The organism is Micromonospora sp. LA-10, from assembly GCF_051853095.1.
In the GTDB taxonomy this organism is placed as follows: domain Bacteria; phylum Actinomycetota; class Actinomycetes; order Mycobacteriales; family Micromonosporaceae; genus Micromonospora; species Micromonospora echinospora_A.
Map to the genome: position 1 here is coordinate 2,142,861 of NZ_CP195710.1, position 21,212 is coordinate 2,164,072.

23 protein-coding genes are annotated in these 21,212 nt (G+C 73.8%); 5 read left to right on the forward strand and 18 right to left on the reverse strand.

What is annotated here, in order from left to right; all coding sequences use genetic code 11:
- Positions 1-61: 61 nt before the first annotated feature.
- Both ACSDG8_RS09940 and ACSDG8_RS09945 read right to left on the reverse strand, forming a co-directional pair.
- Positions 62-739, reverse strand: a complete 678-nt coding sequence (locus ACSDG8_RS09940) for a DUF2752 domain-containing protein (RefSeq protein WP_210893219.1) — start codon at positions 737-739, stop codon at positions 62-64.
- Positions 729-1,952 (reverse strand): winged helix-turn-helix domain-containing protein, encoded by a 1,224-nt coding sequence (locus ACSDG8_RS09945; protein WP_210893221.1) that lies wholly within the window; start codon positions 1,950-1,952, stop codon positions 729-731. Before ACSDG8_RS09945 ends, ACSDG8_RS09940 begins: the two co-directional genes overlap by 11 nt.
- 97 nt (positions 1,953-2,049) lie before the next feature.
- Between ACSDG8_RS09945 and ACSDG8_RS09950 the strand changes: the two genes are divergently transcribed.
- Positions 2,050-2,595, forward strand: a complete 546-nt coding sequence (locus tag ACSDG8_RS09950; protein WP_210893224.1) for a GNAT family N-acetyltransferase — start codon at positions 2,050-2,052, stop codon at positions 2,593-2,595.
- Here ACSDG8_RS09950 and ACSDG8_RS09955 read toward each other — a convergent pair.
- Entirely contained in the window at positions 2,500-3,804 is a 1,305-nt protein-coding gene (locus ACSDG8_RS09955) for a glycosyltransferase family 87 protein (protein WP_210893226.1), read from the reverse strand. The genes ACSDG8_RS09950 and ACSDG8_RS09955 overlap by 96 nt on opposite strands.
- A 35-nt stretch (positions 3,805-3,839) precedes the next feature.
- Between ACSDG8_RS09955 and ACSDG8_RS09960 the strand changes: the two genes are divergently transcribed.
- A complete protein-coding gene (locus ACSDG8_RS09960; protein ID WP_210893228.1) occupies positions 3,840-4,433 on the forward strand; it encodes a GNAT family N-acetyltransferase in 594 nt (197 codons plus the stop codon).
- A gap of 198 nt (positions 4,434-4,631) precedes the next feature.
- Here the strand turns inward: ACSDG8_RS09960 and ACSDG8_RS09965 are convergent, their stop codons facing one another.
- The 7 genes from ACSDG8_RS09965 to truB all read right to left on the reverse strand — a co-directional run bounded on the left by ACSDG8_RS09965 (position 4,632) and on the right by truB (position 12,428).
- Positions 4,632-5,099: a GNAT family N-acetyltransferase gene (locus ACSDG8_RS09965; protein WP_210893230.1), complete on the reverse strand. Its 468-nt coding sequence runs from the start codon at positions 5,097-5,099 to the stop codon at positions 4,632-4,634.
- 88 nt (positions 5,100-5,187) lie between these two features.
- The gene (dapB, locus tag ACSDG8_RS09970) at positions 5,188-5,892 is read right to left on the reverse strand and encodes a 4-hydroxy-tetrahydrodipicolinate reductase (protein WP_247678333.1); all 705 of its coding nucleotides are present in this window, start codon (positions 5,890-5,892) and stop codon (positions 5,188-5,190) included.
- A gap of 111 nt (positions 5,893-6,003) precedes the next feature.
- Complete coding sequence (locus ACSDG8_RS09975; RefSeq protein WP_210893234.1) at positions 6,004-7,377, reverse strand: M16 family metallopeptidase; 1,374 nt, start codon at positions 7,375-7,377, stop codon at positions 6,004-6,006.
- A gap of 121 nt (positions 7,378-7,498) precedes the next feature.
- Positions 7,499-9,913 carry a polyribonucleotide nucleotidyltransferase gene (locus ACSDG8_RS09980; protein WP_439427832.1) on the reverse strand — a complete coding sequence of 805 codons (2,415 nt, stop codon included), beginning with the start codon at positions 9,911-9,913 and terminating at the stop codon, positions 7,499-7,501.
- Positions 9,914-10,133: 220 nt separating this feature from the next.
- Positions 10,134-10,403 carry a 30S ribosomal protein S15 gene (gene rpsO / locus ACSDG8_RS09985; protein ID WP_013284678.1) on the reverse strand — a complete coding sequence of 90 codons (270 nt, stop codon included), beginning with the start codon at positions 10,401-10,403 and terminating at the stop codon, positions 10,134-10,136.
- Positions 10,404-10,584: 181 nt separating this feature from the next.
- On the reverse strand, positions 10,585-11,511 hold the full coding sequence (locus tag ACSDG8_RS09990) for a bifunctional riboflavin kinase/FAD synthetase (RefSeq protein WP_439427833.1): 927 nt from the start codon (positions 11,509-11,511) through the stop codon (positions 10,585-10,587).
- Positions 11,512-11,543: 32 nt separating this feature from the next.
- Positions 11,544-12,428: a tRNA pseudouridine(55) synthase TruB gene (truB, locus tag ACSDG8_RS09995; RefSeq protein WP_439427834.1), complete on the reverse strand. Its 885-nt coding sequence runs from the start codon at positions 12,426-12,428 to the stop codon at positions 11,544-11,546.
- 108 nt (positions 12,429-12,536) lie between these two features.
- Between truB and ACSDG8_RS10000 the strand changes: the two genes are divergently transcribed.
- From ACSDG8_RS10000 to ACSDG8_RS10010, 3 genes are all read left to right on the forward strand, one after another.
- Positions 12,537-13,532 carry a hypothetical protein gene (locus tag ACSDG8_RS10000; protein ID WP_439427835.1) on the forward strand — a complete coding sequence of 332 codons (996 nt, stop codon included), beginning with the start codon at positions 12,537-12,539 and terminating at the stop codon, positions 13,530-13,532.
- A gap of 41 nt (positions 13,533-13,573) precedes the next feature.
- Entirely contained in the window at positions 13,574-13,876 is a 303-nt protein-coding gene (locus tag ACSDG8_RS10005) for a hypothetical protein (protein WP_210893243.1), read from the forward strand.
- Between the two features lie 84 nt (positions 13,877-13,960).
- The gene (locus tag ACSDG8_RS10010; protein ID WP_210893245.1) at positions 13,961-14,902 is read left to right on the forward strand and encodes a hypothetical protein; all 942 of its coding nucleotides are present in this window, start codon (positions 13,961-13,963) and stop codon (positions 14,900-14,902) included.
- Between the two features lie 6 nt (positions 14,903-14,908).
- Here the strand turns inward: ACSDG8_RS10010 and ACSDG8_RS10015 are convergent, their stop codons facing one another.
- The 8 genes from ACSDG8_RS10015 to ACSDG8_RS10050 form a co-directional block, all read right to left on the reverse strand.
- Positions 14,909-16,231: an MATE family efflux transporter gene (locus tag ACSDG8_RS10015; protein ID WP_210893247.1), complete on the reverse strand. Its 1,323-nt coding sequence runs from the start codon at positions 16,229-16,231 to the stop codon at positions 14,909-14,911.
- 47 nt (positions 16,232-16,278) lie between these two features.
- Complete coding sequence (locus ACSDG8_RS10020) at positions 16,279-16,788, reverse strand: adenylate kinase (RefSeq protein WP_307856198.1); 510 nt, start codon at positions 16,786-16,788, stop codon at positions 16,279-16,281.
- Positions 16,789-17,324: 536 nt separating this feature from the next.
- The gene (locus ACSDG8_RS10025) at positions 17,325-17,534 is read right to left on the reverse strand and encodes a DUF6186 family protein (protein WP_030503416.1); all 210 of its coding nucleotides are present in this window, start codon (positions 17,532-17,534) and stop codon (positions 17,325-17,327) included.
- Complete coding sequence (locus tag ACSDG8_RS10030) at positions 17,534-17,941, reverse strand: hypothetical protein (protein ID WP_210893249.1); 408 nt, start codon at positions 17,939-17,941, stop codon at positions 17,534-17,536. The genes ACSDG8_RS10025 and ACSDG8_RS10030 overlap by 1 nt, the downstream gene beginning before the upstream one ends.
- A 136-nt stretch (positions 17,942-18,077) precedes the next feature.
- Positions 18,078-19,124, reverse strand: coding sequence for a DHH family phosphoesterase (locus tag ACSDG8_RS10035; RefSeq protein ID WP_210893251.1), 1,047 nt, complete (start codon positions 19,122-19,124; stop codon positions 18,078-18,080).
- Positions 19,121-19,609, reverse strand: coding sequence for a 30S ribosome-binding factor RbfA (gene rbfA / locus ACSDG8_RS10040; protein ID WP_210893252.1), 489 nt, complete (start codon positions 19,607-19,609; stop codon positions 19,121-19,123). Before rbfA ends, ACSDG8_RS10035 begins: the two co-directional genes overlap by 4 nt.
- A 181-nt stretch (positions 19,610-19,790) precedes the next feature.
- Complete coding sequence (locus ACSDG8_RS10045; protein ID WP_030503420.1) at positions 19,791-20,084, reverse strand: DUF503 domain-containing protein; 294 nt, start codon at positions 20,082-20,084, stop codon at positions 19,791-19,793.
- A gap of 41 nt (positions 20,085-20,125) precedes the next feature.
- Positions 20,126-21,169, reverse strand: a complete 1,044-nt coding sequence (locus ACSDG8_RS10050; RefSeq protein WP_210893254.1) for a TRM11 family SAM-dependent methyltransferase — start codon at positions 21,167-21,169, stop codon at positions 20,126-20,128.
- Positions 21,170-21,212 lie beyond the last annotated feature (43 nt).

Here is a 21,212-nt window from a genome sequence, read left to right on the forward strand (position 1 = left end):
CCCGCGCCCGGCGTGGAAATCGGGCACGCGGCCGACCGGCGGCGCGCCCGGGAGCGCCGGGTCAGACGTAGAGCGAGGTGAAGGGCGCCCAGGGCAGGTTGCGGGCCACCGAGAAGACCCCCCAGGCGGCCAGGAACAAGCCGATGACCTTGGGGCTGAACCGTGCCTCCGGCAGCTTCCAGCCGAACGCCCGGTTGCCGGCCCAGGCCACGAAGAGCCAGGTCAGGAACGGCAGCGCGAACACGAAGAGGAAGTGGTGCCGGGCGGCGGCCGGCAGATCGCCGTGCAGCACGTACCAGAGCGCGCGGGTGCCGCCGCAGCCCGGGCAGTCGAGCCCGGTGGTGAGCTTGAGCAGGCAGGTCGGGCGGGCGTCCGGGTCGCTCACGGTCGGGTTGCTGATCAGCGCGTACGCCAGGCCGAGAGCGACGCAGCCGAGCGCGGCCAGCGGCACCGCCCAGCGCGGGGCGCGGGCGTGCAGGCGCAGGACCATGCGGGTGAACCGGTCGGTCTCGACCGGCTGGTACGCGACCGGGTGGGGCCCCTGCCACGGCGCGTCGGGGCCACCGGCCGGAGCGTGCGGCCCGGCGTGCCCGTGCGGCCCGGCGTGGAGGTGCGGCTCGGCGTGCCCGTGCGGCCCGGCATGAGCGTGCGCCCCGGCATGAGCGAGCGAGGACGCCGACTCGTGCGGGTCGGGCTCGGTGGCAGGCCGGTCAACGCTCGTCACGCGCTCACCGTACACCTGCCACGCCCACCAGCGCGGCGGCCAGCGGCGCCGCCAGATCGCCCGCCGCCGGCGGGGCCACCGCGTCCAGGCCGAGCCAGCCGGCCAGCCGGTACAGCTCGGCGGCGAGCGCCACAGCGGTCTCCCCCGGGTCGGCGCCCGACTCGACCCAGGCGGCCGGCACCAGCAGCACACCGGCCTTCCGGTCCGCCTTGAGGTCGACGCGGGCGGTGAAGCGCTCGCCCTGGCGGAACGGCAGCACGTAGTAGCCGTACACCCGCTTCGGCGCCGGCACGTAGATCTCGATCCGGTAGGTGAAGCCGAACAGCCGTTCCGTGCGTCCCCGCTCCCAGACGAGCGGGTCGAACGGGCTGACCAGCGTGTTTCCGCGCACCCAGCGGGGCATCCGGGCGTCGGCGTGCAGATAGGCGGGATGCCGCCAGCCCTGCACCGTGACCGGGGTCAGCTCGCCCGCCTCGACCAGCTCGGCCACCGCCTGCCGCGCCCCGGCCACCGGCAGCCGGAAGTAGTCGCGCAGCTCCGGCTCGGCCGCCACGCCGAGCGACCGGGCCGCGATCGAGACGAGCGTCCGGTACGCCTCGGCGTCGGTCGGGGTGGGCGCGTCCAGCACGGCGGCCGGGAGCACCCGCTCGGGCAGGTCGTAGCGGCGGGCGAACGAGTTGGTGCGGTCGGCGGCGGCGACCTCGCCGGACCAGAACATGAACTCCAGCGCCCGCTTCACGACGGACCAGTTCCAGCCCCAGTTGCCGGTCTCCCGGGGCGCGTCGTGCTCGATCTCGGCGGCGGTCAGCGGGCCCCGGGCGGCCACCTCGTCGCGGACCCAGGCGAGCAGCCCGGGCTGCTCCTCGGCGATCTGGCGCATGCCGCCCCACGCCTCGTCGCGGGCCTTCGCCATCCGCCAGCGCAGTGCCGGGTGCAGCCCGACCGGCACCAGCGACGCCTCGTGCGCCCAGTATTCGAACAGCTCACGCGGGCGGCGGTAGGCGGCGGTGTCCAGCAGCGCGGTCGGGTAGGGCCCGAGCCGGCTGTAGAGCGGCAGGTAGTGCGCCCGCTGGAGCACGCTCACCGAATCCATCTGGATCAGCCCGACCCGGTCGAGCACCCGGCGCAGGTGCCGCCGGGTGGGCACGCCGGTGGGCGCCGGGTCGGCGAAGCCCTGTGCGGCCAGGGCCACCCGGCGGGCCTGGGCGAGGGAGAGCGATTCGGCCATCGTCGGCGACCCTAATCCAGCCGTACGACACAATGCCGGACGCGCCGGGCGGGAGCGGCGGCTGGACCGATCGCCCGCCGGGGCATAGAACGGACAGGTGCTCACCATTCGCCGGGAGGAACCGGACGACGCCGAGGCGATCGCCCGGGTGCACGTCCACGGCTGGCAGGCCGGTTACGCCGGGATCATGCCCGCTGAGGTGCTGACCCGGCTGAACCCGCGCGCCTGGGCGCAGCGCCGCCGCGACCTCGGCACCGCCGACCCGGAGCACCCGTTCACCACGCTCGTCGCCGAGACCGGCGGGACGGTCATCGGCTTCACCACGTTCGGGCCGTACCGGAACAATCAGGACCGCGACGACCTCGACCCGGCCCACGGCGAGCTGGTGGCGATCTACCTGGAGCCCGCGCACTGGGGTTCCGGCGTCGCGCGGACGCTGCTCGCGGCGGCCCGCGACGGCCTGGCCGAGCGGGGCTGGACCGGGTACCGGCTCTGGGTGCTCGCCGACAACGCCCGGGCGCGCCGCTTCTACGAGCGGGCCGGGCACTCACCGGACGGTGAGGAGTCCACCTATCCGGTGCCGCTGTCCGGCGGACGCGCCCCGATCCTGCTCCGCGAGCTGCGGTACACCGCCGGAAGCTGACCCGGCCGGGACGTCGTCGCCGGGACGCGCGCCGCCCCTCGGCGTGAGCCAGCGGCGGACCGGCAGCCCGAGCAGCAGCGCCAGGCTGATCCACACGTACGTGTTGCTGCCGAGGAAGCCGTCCACGCCGGTGAAGTCCTTCTCCCAGGACCAGACGATCCGGCTGCACAGCAGCGCGTACCCGATCAGCGCGGCGGCCAGCAGCAGACGGCGTCGCCGGCTGCGCGCGGGCGCCGCCATGCCGTTGTCGACGAGCAGGATCAGCCCGGGCAGCAGCCAGACCAGGTGGTGCACCCAGGTGACCGGGCTGACCAGGCACATCACGGCGCCGGTCAGGGCCAGGCCGGTGGCCTCGTCGCCGACGGCCACCGCCGCCCGCGACCGCCACGCCCACACCACCAGCGTCACGAGTACGAGCGCCAGCCAGGCGATCGTGCTCGGGTGCTGCGGGTCGAGCCGGGCCACCACACCGCGCAGCGACTGGTTGGAGACGAACGCCAGCTCACCGACCCGGTCGGTGTTCCACAGCGCCTCGGTCCAGAACTCGCGGGAGGCGTCCGGGAAGAGGCCGGCGGCCACGAGCGTGGCGACGGCGGCCGTGCCGACAGTGGTCAGAGCGGCCCGCCAGCGGCCGGTGACCAGCAGGTAGACGATGAAGATGCCGGGCGTCAGCTTGATCGCGGTGGCCAGGCCGATGCCCACGCCCGCCCAGCGGCTGCGCGCCGGCAGCAGCCACAGCAGGTCCACCGCCACCAGGAACAGCAGCAGCATGTTGACCTGGCCGAAGTTGACAGTCTCCCGCATCGGCTCGTACGCGGCGGCCAGGCAGAGCGCGACGGCGAGGGCGAACCAGCGGGTCCAGCCGGAGCGGCGGGCGACCGGGTCCAGCAGCCGCCAGATCACCACGGCGCTGGCCAGCACCGTCAGCGTCACGCTCACCACGATCGCGGCGTTCCACGGCAGGTACGCCATGGGCAGCATCACCAGCGCGGCGAACGGCGGGTAGGTGAAGCCGTACTGGGTGCCGGACCGCAGGAAGTCGTAGATCTCGCCGCCGTCACGCGCCCAGTAGGTGAGCGCGCCGTAGTAGACCTGGAGGTCGAAGAAGCCGTGCCGCACCGCCGCCACGGACAGGAACACGGTGACCGCCGCGGCGAGCGCCGCCACGGCGACGGCCTGCGTGATCGTGCGCCCGGCACCCTGCGCCACCGTCACCCTCCTCGCCCTGCGTAGGCTCACGTGCCATGGCTGCAGGCTACGTCCGGCCCGCGCGTCCCGAGGACGCCGGCGAGATCGCACGCGTCCAGCTCGCGACCTGGCGGGTCGCGTACCGCCGGATCCTGCCCCGGCACGTGCTCGACAACCTGGACGAGGCGTACCTCGCCCGGCAGTGGAGCGCTGCGGTGCAGGAGCCGCCCTCGGGCGCGCACCGGGTGCTGGTCGCCGTCGAACAGGCGGCGCAATCCTATCTGGTGGGGTTCATCGCCTCCGGTCCGGCCGACGCCGAGGCGCTCGCCCCCGGTGAGCCGGCCGAGGCGCTCGCGCCGGGCGTCGCGGCGGTGACCGATCTGCTGGTGGAGCCCCGGTGGGGGCGGCGCGGGCACGGCAGCCGGCTGCTCGCCGCGGCGGTCGAGCACTGGCGCGCCGACGGCCTGACGCGGGCGGTGGCGTGGGCGTTCGACGCCGACACGGCGACCCGCAACTTCCTCGGCTCGACCGGCTGGGAGGCCGACGGCGCGACCCGCGCGCTGGACGTGGACGACATGCTCGTTCCCCAGGTCCGCTTCCACGTCGCCGTCCCGGAATCCGCTGACGAAAAGATCTCGGCCGACCGATGAGTTCCCGCCCGGCCGCCGGTCCACCCTCACGTGGGTGGGGTGGCGGTCACGGCACGGGGCGGGACCGCCGCCCCACCCCACCCACCCCACCCTGGCCGCGTTGATCATGAAGTTGACGGCCTTTTCGATCTCCTCGACTGCCGCCAACCTCATGATCGACGGGGAGCCGCGGAGGGGTAGGGGGCGGCGGGTGGGCGGTCAGGCCGGGCGGAGTTCGGCCACCAGCTCGTCGTCCTCCATGGCGCCCGTGGGGTGGAAGTTCAGCGACGTGTAGAGGGCGGCGGCGGGCTTGTTGTCGGGGTGATAGCTCAGGCGGATCGGCTCGCCCGCCTCGGCCAGCCAGTCGGCGAGCGTCCGCACCGTCGCGCGGCCCAGGCCCCGGCCCTGCTCGGCGGCGTCGATCACCATGCCGCCGATCCAGCGCGACCCGTCGTCGTCCACGCCCCACATGACGTGCCCGACGACCCTCTCGTCGGCGTAGACGGCCAGCGAGTTCCAGACGTCCGAGCGCTCGGTGAGCAGCAGGTAGCGGGCGGCCAGCGCGGCCACGAAGGCACGCTGGTCGTCACGCGGCGCGACGTCCGCGACGGCCCGCCAGTTGTCGTCGTCCACCGGCCGCAGCGTCACCCGGCGGCCGGCGCGGTCGGAATGCCCGGAATCGATCATGGAAAGTAGCCTAGGTCCCCGCCGCCGACCAGGCAAAACGGTTTCCGCAGCGGGCCCGGCAGGACAGCGCCGCGCCCGCCGCGGCGGCTCAGTCGAGCAGGGCGTCCAGACCGACGGTCAGACCGGGCCGGTGGCCCACCTCGCGGACCGCGAGCAGCACGCCGGGCATGAACGACACCCGGTCGTACGAGTCGTGCCGGATGGTCAGCGTCTCACCAGTGGTGCCGAACAGCACCTCCTGGTGGGCGACCAGGCCGGTGGCGCGGACCGCGTGCACGCGTACCCCGTCGATGTCGGCGCCACGGGCGCCGGCCACCTCGTCGCGGGTCGCGTCCGGCACCGGCCCCAGCCCGGCCTCGGCGCGGGCCGCGGCGATCAGCCGGGCGGTGTGGGTGGCGGTGCCGCTCGGCGCGTCCAGCTTGCGCGGGTGGTGCTGCTCGATGATCTCCACCGACTCGAAGTGCCGGGCCGCGCGCGCGGCGAACTGCATCATCAGCACCGCGCCGATGCCGAAGTTCGGGGCGATCACCACGCCCACACCGGGCCGCCCGGACAGCCACTCGCGCACCTGGGCGAGCCGCTGCTCGGTGAAGCCGGTGGTGCCGACCACCGCGTGCACGCCGTTCTCGACGCACCAGCGCAGGTTGTCCATGACCGCGTCGGGGGTGGTGAAGTCGACGACCACCTCGGCGCCAGCCTGCGCCACAGTGGCCAGGTCGTCACCCTGGTCGACGGCCGCCACCAGCTCCAGGTCGGCGGCGGAGTCGACCGCCTTGCAGACCTCCATGCCCATCCGGCCCCGGGCGCCCAGCACACCGACCCGGGCCACCGTGTTCTGCTGCTCAGTCACGGGCCACAACCTATCCCAGCGCCCGGCCCGCGGTCCGGCGGACCGGTACGGCGCTCAGCCCGTGACCGTGAAGCTGCCGGAGTCGAACGGGCCGACCACGGCGAGGGACATCGGCCGGCCGAGCAGCTCGGCGGCGAGCGTGTTCACGTCGTCGAGCGTCACCGCGTCCACCCGGGCCAGCAGGTCGTCCACCGGCATCAGGTTGCCGTAGAGCAGCTCGCCCTTGGCGAGGCGGCTCATCCGCGAACCGGTGTCCTCCAGCCCGAGCACGAACGAGCCCTTGCTCATCCCCTTGCCCCGGGCCAGCTCCGCCTCGGTGATCCCCTCGGCGGCCACCCGCGCCAGCTCGGCGCGGGTCAGGTGCAGCACCTCGTCCACCTTGCCCGGAGCGCATCCGGCGTAGACGGCGAACACGCCGCTGTCGGCGTACTGGCTGGCGTAGGAGTAGACCGAGTACGCGAGGCCGCGCTGCTCCCGGATCTCCTGGAACAGCCGGCTGGACATGCCGCCGCCGAGCACGTTGTTCAGCACGCCGAGGGCGAAGCGCCGCTCGTCGGTGCGGTCGATGGCCGGGCAGCCGAGGACGACGTGCGCCTGCTCGGTCTCCTTCGGCTCGACGAGCGTGGTGGCCGGCCTGGTGCGTACCGCCGGGGTGGCCGGGCGGTGCGTCGCCGGCCCCGCCGGGTCGGTGTCCAGCGGGGTGCCGCGCACCGCCTGCCGGACCAGCTTGACCACTGTGGCGTGGTCGAGGTTGCCGGCGGCGGCGATCACGATCTGCGGCGCGGTGTAGCGGCGGCGGTAGAAGCCCTGGATCTGCCGCCGCGTCATCGGCGTGACCGTCTCCTCGGTGCCGGAGATGAGCCGGCCCAGCGGGTGGTCGCCGTAGACGGCGCGGGCGAACAGGTCGTGCACCTCGTCGCCGGGCTCGTCGTCGTGCATGGCGATCTCTTCGAGGATGACGCCGCGCTCGGTCTCCACGTCGGCGGGGGTCAGCACCGAGTCGGCGACCAGGTCGCACATGACGTCGATGGCCAGCGGCAGGTCCTCGTCGAGCACCCGCGCGTAGTAGCAGGTGTATTCCTTCGTGGTGAACGCGTTGGTCTCGCCGCCCACCGCCTCGATCTGGGACGAGATCTCCAGCGCGCTGCGCTTGTTGGTGCCCTTGAACAGCAGGTGCTCCAGGAAGTGCGCGGCGCCGGCCTGCGGGCCGGTCTCGTCGCGCGAGCCGACCGCCACCCAGATGCCGAACGACACGCTGCGCATCGCCGGGATCGCCTCGGTGAGCACCCGCAGCCCGCTGGGCAGCACGGTACGGCGGACGGTGCCGCCGAGCGGGTCGTCGCTGAGCGTCCGGGTGACCGCGCGGGCCGCTGCACCGGGTCCGGTCGGCGCCGTCCCCCGTCCCGTCGAGGCGACTGACGAACTCACGAGAACCTGCTCTCCGGATGACGAGGAACGGCGGGACGTACGACGGCTCCAGTTCGCGCAGGCGACCTGGAGCCGTGGGCCGGCCCGGGTGACGCGGACGTCACCCGGGCCGGTCGGTGGATCAGCTGTGCCGGGTCCGGCGACGCGGACGGGACTCGCCGCCGCCCTCGCCACCCTCGGAGCGGCGCTCGCCACCCTCGGAGCGGCGCTCGCCGCCCTCGGAGCGACGCTCGCCACCCTCGGAGCGACGCTCGCCGCGCTCCCGGTCACCCCGGTCACGCGGGCCGCGGTCGCCGCCGCGGTCCCGGCCCGACGGACGGTCGCCACCGGCGGCCTCACCGGCGGCCGGCGCCTCGGCGCCCTCCGGACGGATCTTGTCCAGGTAGATCTTGCCGCGGGCGTCGATGTCCGCGATCTCCACCTCGACCTTGTCCCCGACGTTGAGGAAGTCCTCGACCTTCTCGACCCGCTTGCCGTCGCCCACCTTGGAGATGTGCAGCAGGCCGTCGCGGCCGGGCAGCAGCGAGATGAAGGCGCCGAACGCGGCGGTCTTCACCACGGTGCCGAGGAACCGCTCGCCGACCTTGGGCAGCGTCGGGTTGGCGATCCCGTTGATCCGCTCGACCGCCGCCTGGGCAGCCGGGCCGTTGGTCGCGCCGACGTAGATCGTGCCGTCGTCCTCGATGGAGATCTCGGCGCCGGTCTCGTCCTGGATCGCGTTGATGGTCTGGCCCTTCGGGCCGATCACCATGCCGATCTTGTCGACCGGGATCTTCACGGTGGTGACCCGCGGCGCGTAGTCCGACATCTCAGCCGGCGCCTCGATGGCGCGCTGCATCACGTCGAGGATGGTCTGTCGGGCCTCGTGCGCCTGCTGGAGCGCGGCGGCCAGCACGTCCGACGGGATGCCGTCCAGCTTGGTGTCGAGCTGCAGCGCGGTGACGAAGTCCCGGGTGCCGGCGACCTTGAAGTCCATGTCGCCGAACGCGTCCTCGGCGCCGAGGATGTCGGTCAGCGTCACGTACTGGGTCTTGCCGTCGACCTCGTCGGAGATGAGGCCCATGGCGATGCCGGCGACCGGCGCCTTCAGCGGCACACCGGCCGAGAGCAGGCCCAGCGTCGAGGCGCAGACCGAACCCATCGAGGTGGAGCCGTTGGAGCCGAGCGCCTCGGAGACCTGCCGGATGGCGTACGGGAACTCCTCGCGCGAGGGCAGCACCGGGATCAGCGCCCGCTCGGCGAGCGCGCCGTGGCCGATCTCGCGCCGCTTCGGCGAGCCGACCCGGCCGGTCTCACCGGTCGAGTACGGCGGGAAGTTGTAGTTGTGCATGTAGCGCTTGCGGTTCTCCGGGGACAGCGTGTCCACCATCTGCTCCATGCGCAGCATGTTCAGCGTGGTGACGCCCAGGATCTGGGTCTCGCCGCGCTCGAACAGCGCCGAGCCGTGCACCCGCGGCAGCACGCCGACCTCGGCGGTCAGCGGACGGATGTCACGCGGGCCGCGGCCGTCGATGCGGACCTGCTCGCGCAGCACCCGGTTGCGGACCTCGGACTTGGTCAGCGAACGGAACGCGGCGGAGAGCTCCTTCTCGCGGCCCTCGAAGCGGCCGGTCAGCTCCTCGGCGACCTTGGCCTTGATGCGGTCCAGGGCCTCCTCGCGGTCGGCCTTGCCGGCGATCTTCAGCGCCTCGGCGACGTCGGCGCGGGCCACGTCGGCCACCGCGTCGTACACGTCGTCCTGGTAGTCCAGGAAGATCGGGAACTCGGCGACCGGCTTGGCGGCCACCTCGGCCAGCTCGCTCTGCGCCCGGCACAGCTCGCGGATTGCCGGCTTGGCGGCCTCCAGGCCGCTGGCCACGATCTCCTCGGTCGGCGCGGTGGCGCCGCCCGAGATCAGGGCCACGGCGTTCGGGGTGGCCTCGGCCTCGACCATCATGATCGCGACCTCGCCGTCGGCCAGGGTGCGGCCGGCCACGACCATGTCGAAGGTGGCCCGCTCCAGCTCCTCCAGGGTCGGGAAGGCGACCCACTGGCCGTCGACGTTCGCGACTCGGGTCGCGCCGATCGGGCCGGAGAACGGCAGGCCGGAGAGCTTGGTCGACATCGACGCGGCGTTGATCGCCACGACGTCGTACGGGTGCTGCGGGTCGAGCGCGAGGATGGTCTCGACGACCTGGACCTCGTTACGCAGGCCCTTGACGAACGACGGGCGCAGCGGCCGGTCGATCAGGCGGCAGGTGAGGATGGCGTCCTCGCTCGGCCGGCCCTCACGGCGGAAGAACGAGCCGGGGATCCGGCCCGCGGCGTACATCCGCTCCTCGACGTCCACGGTCAGCGGGAAGAAGTCGAACGACTCGCGCGGCTGCTTGCCGGCCGTGGTGGCGGAGAGGACGACCGTCTCGCCGAGCTGGGCGACGACGGAGCCGGCGGCCTGGCGGGCCAGGCGGCCGGTGGAGAAGGTGATCTCGCGGGTGCCGAAGGCCCCGTTGTCGATCACCGCGGTGCGGGATTCGGTGCCGAGGTTGGTCTCGGTCATGTGCTGTGGTGCTCCTTCGCGTCGTCGGCCGACGACACGGGAACTGCTCAGGCGGCCGGTCTTCGATCGAAGCGCCCGGGGAGGCCGGCGTCTTGCCGGGGTTCCCGGGGGCCACTACCGGAGACCGGTGCTGACCGGCTCCCTCTTCGGGTGTCGCGCGGCCGGGTTCTTCGGTGGTACTGCAACGGGGGAGCGGCCAGGCGGCCACTCCCCCGTCAGGTCATCGGCGCAGGCCGAGTCGCTCGATGAGCGACCGGTAGCGGTTGATGTCCTTCTTCTGGACGTAGTTCAGCAGCCGGCGGCGCCGGCCGACCAGCAGCAGCAGCCCACGGCGGCTGTGGTGGTCGTGCTTGTGCACCTTCAGGTGCTCGGTGAGCTCCGCGATCCGCTTGGTCAGGACCGCGACCTGCACCTCGGGCGAGCCGGTGTCGCCCTCGGCGGTCGCGTACTCCTGGCGGATCTTGGCCTTGGCTTCCTGGTCGAGCGCCATGTTCTCCCTGTTTCGTGGGTCATTCGATGAGGTCCGGAGCGGTCGTGGTGACCGGTGCAACGGACCGGTTCCTCGCACCCGCGGCGTCGTGCAGGCACGCGAGGCCCCCGTCGGTCAGCCGACGTCTCCGCCAGCCTACCAGCCCTCGGTCCGGACGGCCGGTCAAGGTCTCCCGCGCGGGTCAGGACACCGCCCGGCGGGTGCGCTCCACGTCCTCGGCGATCTGGGCCACCAGCGGCTCGATCGCGTCGTACGTCCGCTGCTCGCGCAGGTGCGCCACGAAGTCCAGGGCCAGCCGCTCGCCGTACAGGTCGCCGGTGAAGTCCAGCGCGTACGCCTCCACCCGCCGCTCCCGGCCGGAGAACGTCGGGTTGGTGCCGATCGACACCGCCGCGGCGAGCGGTTCGCCGTCGCGGCGCACCAGGCGGGCCGCGTACACCCCGTCGGCGGCTACCGCCGCGTACCTGTGGGTCAGCAGGTTGGCGGTGGGGTAACCCAGCTCACGTCCGCGCTGGTCGCCGCGGACCACCACGCCCTCGACCCGGTGCGGGCGGCCGAGCGCCGCCGCCGCCGCGCCCACGTCGCCCGCGTCGACGCAGGACCTGATGTACGTGGAGGAGAAGACGGTCCCCGCCTCGGCGACGAGCGGCGCGCCCTCCACGGCGAACCCGAAGGTGCGGCCGAGCCGTTCCAGCAGCGGCACGTCACCGGCCGCCCGGTGCCCGAACCGGAAGTTGTCGCCGACCACCACGAGCGCGGCGTGCAGGTGCTCGACCAGGACGTCGTGCACGAACGCCTCGGGTGGCAGCCGGGAGAACTCGACCGTGAACGGCACCACGCAGAGCACGTCCACGCCGAGCGCCTCGATCAGCTCGGCCTTGCGGGCCGGCTCGGTGAGCACCGCCGGGTGCGAGCCCGGGCGCACCACCTCGGCCGGGTGCGGGTCGAACGTCACCACCACCGACTTGACGCCCAGTTCCCGGGCGCGCGCCACGGTGTGCCCGATGGTGGCCTGGTGCCCCCGGTGCACGCCGTCGAAGACGCCGATGGTGACGACCGAGCGTCCCCAGCCGCCGGGCGCCGCCTCGTACCCCCGCCACCGCTGCATGCCGTTCCTCCCCCTGTCCGCCCGCGCGCCGTTCAGGCCGGGGCCAGCACGATCTCCGCGCGGGCCCGACCGTCCCGCTCGCTGACGATAGCGATCAGTCCGCCCGCCGGGTCGAAGACCGCGTACGGCCCGGTGATCCCGGCCGGGGTCAGCGGCCCGCCGTGGGACAGCACCCGGGTCTCGTCGACGGTGGCGTCCCGACGCGGGAAGAACCGCGCGGCGGCGGCGTCCAGCGGCAGGTTCACCACGTCCGGCGCGCGCTGCTCCAACTGGTCGAGCGTGGCGGCCTCGGCGAGCGTGAACCCGCCGACGGCGGTGCGGCGCAGCGCGGTGAGGTGGCCGCCGACGCCCAGCGCCGCCCCCGCGTCGCGGGCCAGCGCCCGGATGTACGTCCCGGAGGAGCAGGTCACGTCCACGTCCACGTCCACCACGTCCGGGGCGTCGCGGCGGATGTCCCGCACGTCCAGCCGGGAGACGGTGACCCGGCGGGCGGGCAGCTCGACCGCCTCGCCGTCGCGGACCCGCTTGTACGCCCGCTGACCGTTGATCTTGATGGCGCTGACCGCGCTCGGCACCTGGTCGATCTCGCCGGTGAGGGCGGCCAGCGCGGCGCGTACCCCGTCGTCGGTGACCGCGCCGGCCGGTGTGGTCGCGACCACCTCGCCCTCGGCGTCGTCGGTGACAGTGGACTGGCCCAGCCGGATCGTCGCGGCGTAGCTCTTGCCGGCCCCGATCACGTACGTGAGCAGCCGGGTCGCCCGGCCGACCCCGATCACGAGGACGCCGGTGGCCATCGGGTCCAGCGTGCCGCCGTGTCCCACCCGGCGGGTCCGGGCCAGCCGGCGGATGCGGGCCACCACGTCGTGCGACGTCATGCCGCCGGGCTTGTCGACCACGATCAGACCGTCTGTGCTCACGACCGCCAAGCCTGCCAGACGGCGCCGATCCTCCCCGCGGGGGATACCGCCCTGCTTCGGCGGGGTGTCAAGATCGTGCGCCCCCGCCCCGTCTGCCCGGGAAGTCCGATGACCGATCACCGTTCCGCCCCCGATCCCCGCGCCACCGATCGCCCGTCGGAGGACACGCTCGGACGGGTGCCCGAGTGGATGCGCCAGCCCGCGCCCGAGGTCGAGCCGACTCGCGGCGACCGCCTGCGGATCGCGCTCGGCGGGCACTCCGGCAAGCTGCTCGGCGGCGTGGTCGTGCTGGCGCTGCTCGCGTTCTTCGGGCTCGTCGGGGGCCTCGGCTACCAGGGCTTCCAGCGCTGGCGCGAGCCGCCCGCCGAACATCCGACGGTCAGCCTGCCGGTCGGTGAGCAGGCGTCCTCGTCGGCCTCGCCGCCACCGGCCGCCGGCCCGTTCGACGGCACCCCGGCGGCCGGGTTCCCGGAGGGCGCGGCCGGGATCGCGCTGCCCCGGGCCAAGCGGACCGGCGCGTTCAGCGAGAAGCAGGTGGCCGACACGCTGGCCAAGGTACGCAAGGCGCTGATCACCGCCCGGCTGGACCGCACGTTCTTCACCGCGAAGGACCCGGAGCGGCTGGTCCGCCAGTTCGCCCCGGACGCGCGGGCCGGTGTGCGCGACGACTTCCCCACCGGCGAGGCGGGCACCTACGCGACCCGGCTCGCCCCCGGCGCCCGGCTCACCGACGACCAGCCCCGGGTCAAGGGCCGGATCAGCTACCGGGCGACGAAGGACCGCGACGGCATCCGCATCCTGGAGGTGACCACGAACTTCGTCTGGGCGTACGCGTTCCCCACCACCAGCCCCACGCCGGGCGACGGCGTCGTGGTGGTCCACGACACGGTGAAGTGGAGCAGCCCGCACCCGGCCGACGTGACCGCCGCCTCCGCCGGGCTGTGGATCGAGCGGGCCGACTCGTACGCCTCCAACATCGACTGTGCCGCGCTGGACAAGGGGCTGCTCGCGCTCGGCAAGCCCTCGTTCGGCGGGCCGGCCGACCCGGACCCGGACGCGGTCTTCGACCCGGACAAGACCGTCGACCTGCCGGACACCTGCTGACCGGCCCGCCACGCCACCCCGCCTCGCGACAGGAGCCACCGATGAGCGACGTCCCGCCCGGATCGCCGCCGCACCGCGCCCGGGTCGACCTGCCGGACTGGATGCGCAATCCGGAACCGCCCCGCCGCACCCTCGGCCGACGCCTGTCCGGCCTGGTCGACGGGGTGCCGGCGCTGGCGGCGGCCCGCCGCCGGATGTGGGCCTGGCAGGGCCGGACCCGGTTCGGCGAGCGGCATCCCGCGGTGGCCGCGATCGGGTCGTTCGTGTTCGTCCTGGTGACCGCGACGCTGCTGGTCGTCGGCATGCTCTACCTCGCGTGGGCGATCCGGCAGGGGCGGATCTGACCGGCACGGAAACGGGACAGCGGGATCGGCGGCCGGGTGCAATGATCATGCGCCCCCTGCCCCTGCACCCCTCTGGAACGCCGCATGAGCACCGAACCCGGGACCACCGGACCCGAGCCGGATCCCTACGCCGTCGCCTCCCGGGGCGAGGAGATCCAGCTGCCGAGCTGGATGACCGGCGCGGACGCGGACGTTCCGCTGACCCGTGCCGAGCGCTTCCGCATGGTCTGGTCCCGGCAACGCGGCAAGCGTCACGTCGCCTTCGTGGTGGTGCTGGCGCTGGTGCTGATCGGCGGCACGGCCGTGGTCGGCCGGGTCACCGTCGACCGGGTGCGGGGCGGCACCGCCGCCGCGGCCTCGGCCGAGGCCAGCCCGTCGCCGGTTCCGCTCAGCCAGGTCGGCGAGCCGCGTGACCTGTTCGCGGGCACGCTCGGCGCGGACTACGCGATCGGCGAGGCCGGGATCGTCCTGCCGCAGGCCACGGCGCGACCGCCGTTCACCGCCCGCGAGGTGGCCGCGGCGCTGACCCAGGTCCGGGCCGCGCTGGTCCAGGCCCGGCTCGACCTGTCCATGATCCTCGGCGACACGGAGCCGTTCCTGGCGCTGCTGGCGCCCGCCGCACGCGCTCAGCTGCGTACCGACTTCGAGGACTCGTCGTTCCTGAACTACGCGACCCGGATCGGCTCGCAGGACAGGGCGGACGAGATCCGGGTCCGCGGTGAGATGCGCTACCGGGTCGTCACCGCCGACGACGGCCGGCCGATGCTGCGGATCACCACCGAGTACGTCTGGATGTACGCGTTCGACGTGCCACGGACGACACCGGGCCGGGCCGGGATCGCCGCCATCCGCGACCGGGTCGTCTGGGAGGTCCCCCACTCGGAGGGACTGCCGGCCGCGAAGCGCGGCCTCTGGCTCGTCTCCGCGCAGGCGAGCACGAACAACGTCAACTGTTCCCGGCTGGACGAGGGCTTCTTCGTGGTCGAGCCGTGGATGGGCGGTCCCGGCTCGTTCAAGCCCTGCTGACCGGCGTCAGCGGACCGCGCCGACCACCGCCCACGCGCCCGAGCGCATCCGCAGCAGCAGGCCGACCAGCCGCAGCACCACGAACAGCGTCAGCCCGGCCCAGATCCCGCCCAGCCCGAGTTCGAGCCCGTAGGCCAGCCAGATCGCCGGCAGGAACCCGCCGAACGCGCACACGATGGTGAGGTTGCGCAGGTAGCGCACGTCGCCGGCGCCGATCAGCACCCCGTCGAGCGCGAACACCACGCCGCCGATCGGCTGGAGCGCGACGAACCAGGGCCAGGCGGTCATGGCCTGCTCGCGTACCTGCGGATCGGAGCTGAACCACGACGGCACCACGCCGGCGCCGGCGGCGATGAGCACCGCGAACGCCACGCCGCACAGCCCGCCGAGCAGCGCGACGCGGCGGGCCAGGAACCGCGCGCCGGCCGCGTCGCCGGCGCCGAGCGCGGCGCCGACCAGCGACTGCGCGGCGATGGCCAGGGCGTCGAGCACCAGCACGGTGAAGAACCACAGTTGCAGGGCGATCTGGTGCGCGCCGACCGCGGCGGCGCCGAAGCGGGCCGCGACGGCGGTCGCGGACAGGAAGCTGGCCTGGAACGCGACACCGCGCACCAGCAGGTCGCGGCTGAGCACGAGCTGCTGCCCGATCACCCGGGGCCGGGGCCGCAGCGAGACCCGCTCGCGCACCAGCGCGCCGGCGAACAGGACGCCGGAGAGCGTCTGCGCCACCGCGTTCGCCACCGCCGAGCCGACCAGCCCGAGCCCGGCCGGATAGACGAGCAGTGGGCAGAGCACCGCCGAGAGCAGGTTGGGGCCGAGCACGAACAGCAGCGGCCGGCGGGTGTCCTGGATGCCGCGCAGCCAGCCGTTGCCGGCGGCGGCGAGCAGCAGGCCGGGCGCGCCGAGCGCCGCGACCCGCAGCCATCCGGCGGCGGCGTCGGCCACCTCGCCGGGGCCGCCGACGAGGGTACGCGCCAGCGCGCCCCCGCCGATCCCGATGGCGATCGCGACCAGCACTCCGGTGGCCAGTGCGAGCCAGGACGCCTGCACGCCCTCGGCCACCGCGGCGGCCCGGTCCCCCGCCCCGAATCGGCGGGCCGAGCGCCCGGTGGTGCCGTACGCGACGACGGTGCCGACCCAGGCGGTGAGCGTCATGACGGTGCCGCCGACGGCGAGCGCGGCCAGCGGCACCCGGCCGAGGTGACCGACCACCGCGGTGTCGACCAGGACGTAGAGCGGCTCGGCGGCCAGCACCACGAGGGCGGGCAACGCGAGCGCGGCGATCCGCCGGGGTGTGGCGGCGCTGGCGGGGGCGGCAGTCGTGCTCATCGACGCCGATCCTGGCACGCGCTGCGTAAGGTCCGCAAGGCGGGCGACTACTTACCCACACCGGCCAGGAAGCGGGCGGTGTCCCGCCGCCCGCGCAGGCGGCGCACCGGCAGTGCCGGGGCGTGCTCGGCGAGCGCGGCGAAGACCCGGGGCCGGGAGTCACGGGGGTAGCGCCAGACGTAGGGCAGGAAGTCCAGATCGAGGCGTTCCGGGCAGCCCTCGGGCAGGTCGGGCCGGGGCAGCCTTCGGTGCGCCCACCGGCGGCGGACGATCCGGATCAGGCAGCGGGGCCGGGAGGTGTCGCAGAGCACCAGCAGGTCGGCGCGGGGCAGCCGCAGGTCGAGCGTGCTCGCATAGTTGCCGTCCATGACCCAGGCCGGGCGGGCGGCGAGCGCGGCCACCTCGGCGCGGAAGTCGTCGACGGTGGGAGCGGTCCAGCCGGGGCGCCAGTAGTGCCGGTCGAGGTGGATCAGCGGCAGGTCGAGTCGCCGGGCCAGGTCACCGGCGACAGTGCTCTTGCCGGCGCCGGAGCTGCCGGTCACGAGGATGCGTCGCACCGGGCGACGGTAGCGCGGGAGCGGGTTCCCGCGCGGCGGTGACGTCGGCGTGGGGCCGGGATGTAGCTCCCGGACCGGCCGGCGTCACCGCCGGACGGCGTACGTCACTGACGGGTGTCCATCGAGGTCTGCAGCGCGCGACGCATCTGCTCGCGCGCCTCGTCGGTGGTGGTCTCGGTCTGCGGCTTGCGCTTGCTCGGCATCAGAGGTCCTTCCAGGGTGCGGACCACCGGGACACGGTGGCCCTACGGGCGCCCGGCGCTCCGGCTCGGCGCGACCACTGATCGCGCCGCGACGGGAGTCGTCGGCGGCTGAGCGCCTGACTGCGGTCCGGGATCACCGGAGCGGCTCGTCTGGCAGCGTGAGCCCGGGTCGGTCTGACCCTGGAGGGAGGCGAGGCCGGGTGCGGCAGCACCGCCCGTGACCAGCGCCGCGAAGCGCCGGCCCTCACCCAAATTAACGTTCACTTTCCAGATGCTGCCCACAGTTCCCGAAATGCGGAAGATCAATGCCGTCGTCCGGCTCGGCCGGCCGCGTCAGCGGGCCAGGAAGTGCCAGCCCAGCCACCACCAGAAACCGAACAGGCCGATCCGCCCGACCGGCACCGGGCCCACCTCGTACCGCATCACGAACGCGCAGACGTCGGCCAGCGACGGGATCCGCGACCCCTCCCGGCGCGCCGCCCACTCGATGACCGCGAACAGCACGATCGAGACTCCGAACCCGCCGATCGCCAGTGCCCGCATCATCGGCGCACCAGTCCCCAGAACGTGGACAGCCACGCGAACCAGGCCGCCGAACGGATCACGCTGTCCTCCAGCAGCGGATCGGCCAGCCGGGAGAGGGTGGGGAAGTCGTCACCCGCCGCCGCCATGAACGTCGCCCCCTCGAAGACCCCGAAGACTGTCACCGGCACCAGCCACCAGAGCGCGACCGACGGCAGTCGGCGCGGCGCCGGACGACGGGGCACCCGGTTGCTCAGGCCGACCCAGATCAACCCTCCACCGGTGGTGAGGATGTAGAGGTTGGCCGCGGTCGAGAAGGACGGAAGCTGACCGCCGACCAGGGACAAGCAGATCAGCACCGGCACGGAGACGACCGGCCGGTCCCAGGCCCGGGTCGCCTCGACGGTGAGCTCACGGGAATGATCCATCACCCGATTGTCCCCAGCGTCACGCACGGCGGAAAGGCTGGCACGCCTCGTAATCCCTGGAAAAGCCGCCGATCAGCTCACACTTCCGATCGCCGCCGCACCTCGGCGCGGCGGAAATCTCGGCACAATTCCGTTTCTAAGGGGCGATCAGCGTCGCGGTGGCGAGTTCGGCCCGGATCTGCCCGACCAGCTCGTCGAGCCCGCCCCGCCCGGTGAAACCGGCGGCGAACCGGTGCCCGCCCCCACCCAGCGCCACCGCCACCCGGCTCACGTCCACCGCGCCCTTGCTGCGCAGCGACACCGCCCACTCGGCCTCGCCCGACTGCTTGACCACGCAGCTCACGTCCGCCTCCTCGGTGCACCGGACCGAGTCGATGAGCGCCTCCAGCACGTACGCCGGCTGGTCGTGGCGGGCCAGGTCGTCGCGGGTGGCGTACGTCCAGACGAGCCCGTGCCCGGCGGCGGCCGCCGGTTCCAGCGTGGCCCGGCCGAGCACCTCGCCGAAGAGGCGCACGGCGCCGAACGGGCGGGTGTCGAAGACCCGCCGGGAGATGTCGCCGGGCCGGATGCCGGTGGCCACCAGGCGGGCGGCCATCTCGTGCACGGCCGGCGTGGTCGCCTCGAAGCGGAACGAGCCGGTGTCGGTGGTCAGCGCGACGTAAAGCCCGGTCGCCATCTCCGCGTCCAGCGTCACGCCGAGCCGGTCCAGCAGCTCCAGCGCGACCACGGAGGTGGCGGCGGCGTGCGGGTCGACCAGGTTGATCCGCCCGAAGCCGGTGTTCGAGGCGTGGTGGTCCAGCACCAGCGACGCGCCCGCCGTGGCCAGCCGGCCCGCCAGGTCACCCAGCCGCGACTCGCTCGCCGCGTCGAAGCAGATCACCAGATCCGGATCGGGGTACGTGTCGTCCTGCGGCACCAGCAGCTCCACGCCGGGCATCCAGCGGAACGGCTCGGGCACCTCGGCCGGGCCGGGGAAGGTGGCCTGGAGATCGCGTACGCCGAGCCGGCGCAGACCCAGCCCGAAGCCGAGCATGCTGCCCAGCGCGTCCCCGTCCGGGTTCACGTGGCAGATCAGCAGCACCCGCGCGTCGGCCGGAAGATCGCGTACCGCCGCGACGGCCGCCGCCCACTCGGCTTCGGCCGGGCCGGCCGGCGCACGATCCACTGCGGCGACCTCGGTCACCGGCGGTCGCCGTCGCGCGGCTCGTCGTCGGCGGCCGGCTCGTCGTCCCCGGCGGCGTCCTCGTCGTCCTCCTCGACCCGGTACGGCTGGGCGTCGCCCGCGTACGAGGCCCGGGCGGCCAGCCGCTGCACCTCGGCGTCGGCGGTCCGCGCGGCGGCCAGCAGGTCGTCGATGTGCTTGACCTGGTCCTGCACGTCGTCGAGGACGAACGTCAGCGTCGGCGAGTGCCGCAGCCCGAGCGCCTTGCCGACGGTGCTGCGCAGCATGCCCTTGGCGCTCTCCAGCGCGGCGGCGGTGCTCGCCTGGGCCGTCGCGTCACCGAGCACGGTGTAGAAGACGGTGGCGTCACGCAGGTCGGCCGTGATCCGGGCGTCGGTGATCGTGATCATGCCGAGCCGGGGGTCCTTGATCTGGCTCCGCACCAACGACGCGACCAGTTCCCGGATGCGCTCCGCGTGCCGGCGAACCTTGGCCTGATCCGTCATGTCCCCACCTCCGGGATCACCTGTACCGATGACGGCGCCGGATCGGCGTACGACCCGGACCGTCGGCCGGAGACGGCGGGCGCGTCGGCGCCGCCGGGTCCGACCGCCCAACGCAGAAGAACACTACCCGCGTCCCACCGGACCTCACGCGGCACGGGCGGACTGCCGCGCGACGCGCCGTTCAGTCGTCCTCACCGTGCAGGCGACGGCGCACCGACAGCAGCTCGGTCTCCGGGCGGGCGGCGATCAGGCGCTCGCAGGAGTCGAGCACCTCGCGGACGTGGGCCGGCTCGGCGGCCACCACGGCCACCCCGATCTCGGCCCGCCCGTGCAGGTCCAACGCGCCCACCTCGGCGGCGGAGACCTCGAACTTGCGCAACGCGGCGACGATCGGCCGGACGTAGGACCGCTTGGCCTTCAGGGACCGGGAATCACCCGGGAGCAACAGGTCGAACAGCGCGGTTCCGGTATACACGGCGAGCAACGGTACGCCTGCCGCACACCCCGGGCACGCGATTAAGGCGCGACCGCCACCAGCACGTCCCGCTCGATCGCCTGGTCGACCCGGTGGGCGAAGTCACCGAAGCCGGGGCCGTCGAGCACGCGCAGCCCCGCGTCGGCCAGCACCGCCTCCGCCTGCGCCCGCGGGGCCACGTGGGTGTTCCAGGACAGCCCCAGCGCCCCGCCCGGACGCAGCAGCTCCCGCCACACCGGCACGGCGGCGGTGAGCAGCTCCAGCGGGCTGCGGGACAGTCCCTGGCCGGTACGGCTGCCGTGCGCCACCCCGTACGGCGCGTCGGTGACGATCACGTCCGCGCAGCGGGCACGCAGCGCCTCGCGGGCCCGGGTGGTGTCGGTGTTCAGCACAGTGACGCGCTGGGTGGCCCCGGCCCGGTGCTCGTCCCGCGACGGTGCGACGACGGCCTCGAAGCGGCGGGCCACCAGCTTGCGGTCCCGGCGCACCGACGTCGACTCGGCGGTGTGCTTGAGCCGCTTGCGGCGCAGCCAGGTGCGCAGGAACGCCGCGTACGCCTCCACGTCCTGACTGTCACGCTCAATGCCGATGCCGTCGTAGCCGTACATGAGCGCCTGGTTGAGCGTGGTGCCCCGGCCGCAGAGCGGGTCCAGCACCACCAGCGGCCCGTCCAGCATCCGCGGCGCCGAGGCGGAGGCGAGCACCGTGACGTTGAGCAGCAGCCGGGTGAACTGCTCGTTCGTCTTGCCGGCGTACTTCGGGATGGTGATCAGGTCGGAGTCGTACCGGGCCAGCGGACGCAACGGCACCGGCCGCAGCAGGTCGTCGCCCACCCGCTCGAACAGCGCGTACGCCGCCGACAGGTTCGCCAGGTGGGCCAGGTCCCGCTCGCCGAGCCCGGGTCCGGGTGCGGTGAACGTCAGGTACTCCACCCCGCCGATCCGGGTGACCTCCGCGTCGCCCGGTGCCACGTCGAGCACGCCGGAGCCGGCGAACACGGCCAGTTCGGCGCGGGCCAGCCGGGCCGCCGCGTCGGCGTAGACGCGGTTGGCGGAGGGGGCGAGGAGCAGCGCATACCCGATCACGCCGCAGATTGTCGCAGCCTGGGAAAACGGCGACGGCCGGGGC

Coding starts and splice junctions, on each gene's coding strand:
- ACSDG8_RS10010 (WP_210893245.1), top strand. CDS start 13,961: ATGAGCACCGAACCCGGGACCACCGGACCCGAGCCGGATCCCTACGCC.
- ACSDG8_RS09980 (WP_439427832.1), bottom strand. CDS start 9,913: ATGACCGAGACCAACCTCGGCACCGAATCCCGCACCGCGGTGATCGAC.
- ACSDG8_RS10015 (WP_210893247.1), bottom strand. CDS start 16,231: ATGAGCACGACTGCCGCCCCCGCCAGCGCCGCCACACCCCGGCGGATC.
- ACSDG8_RS09990 (WP_439427833.1), bottom strand. CDS start 11,511: ATGCAGCGGTGGCGGGGGTACGAGGCGGCGCCCGGCGGCTGGGGACGC.
- ACSDG8_RS10030 (WP_210893249.1), bottom strand. CDS start 17,941: ATGGATCATTCCCGTGAGCTCACCGTCGAGGCGACCCGGGCCTGGGAC.
- ACSDG8_RS10025 (WP_030503416.1), bottom strand. CDS start 17,534: ATGCGGGCACTGGCGATCGGCGGGTTCGGAGTCTCGATCGTGCTGTTC.
- dapB (WP_247678333.1), bottom strand. CDS start 5,892: ATGGGCATGGAGGTCTGCAAGGCGGTCGACTCCGCCGCCGACCTGGAG.
- rpsO (WP_013284678.1), bottom strand. CDS start 10,403: ATGGCGCTCGACCAGGAAGCCAAGGCCAAGATCCGCCAGGAGTACGCG.
- ACSDG8_RS09965 (WP_210893230.1), bottom strand. CDS start 5,099: ATGATCGATTCCGGGCATTCCGACCGCGCCGGCCGCCGGGTGACGCTG.
- ACSDG8_RS09945 (WP_210893221.1), bottom strand. CDS start 1,952: ATGGCCGAATCGCTCTCCCTCGCCCAGGCCCGCCGGGTGGCCCTGGCC.
- ACSDG8_RS10005 (WP_210893243.1), top strand. CDS start 13,574: ATGAGCGACGTCCCGCCCGGATCGCCGCCGCACCGCGCCCGGGTCGAC.
- rbfA (WP_210893252.1), bottom strand. CDS start 19,609: ATGACGGATCAGGCCAAGGTTCGCCGGCACGCGGAGCGCATCCGGGAA.
- ACSDG8_RS10000 (WP_439427835.1), top strand. CDS start 12,537: ATGACCGATCACCGTTCCGCCCCCGATCCCCGCGCCACCGATCGCCCG.
- ACSDG8_RS09960 (WP_210893228.1), top strand. CDS start 3,840: ATGGCTGCAGGCTACGTCCGGCCCGCGCGTCCCGAGGACGCCGGCGAG.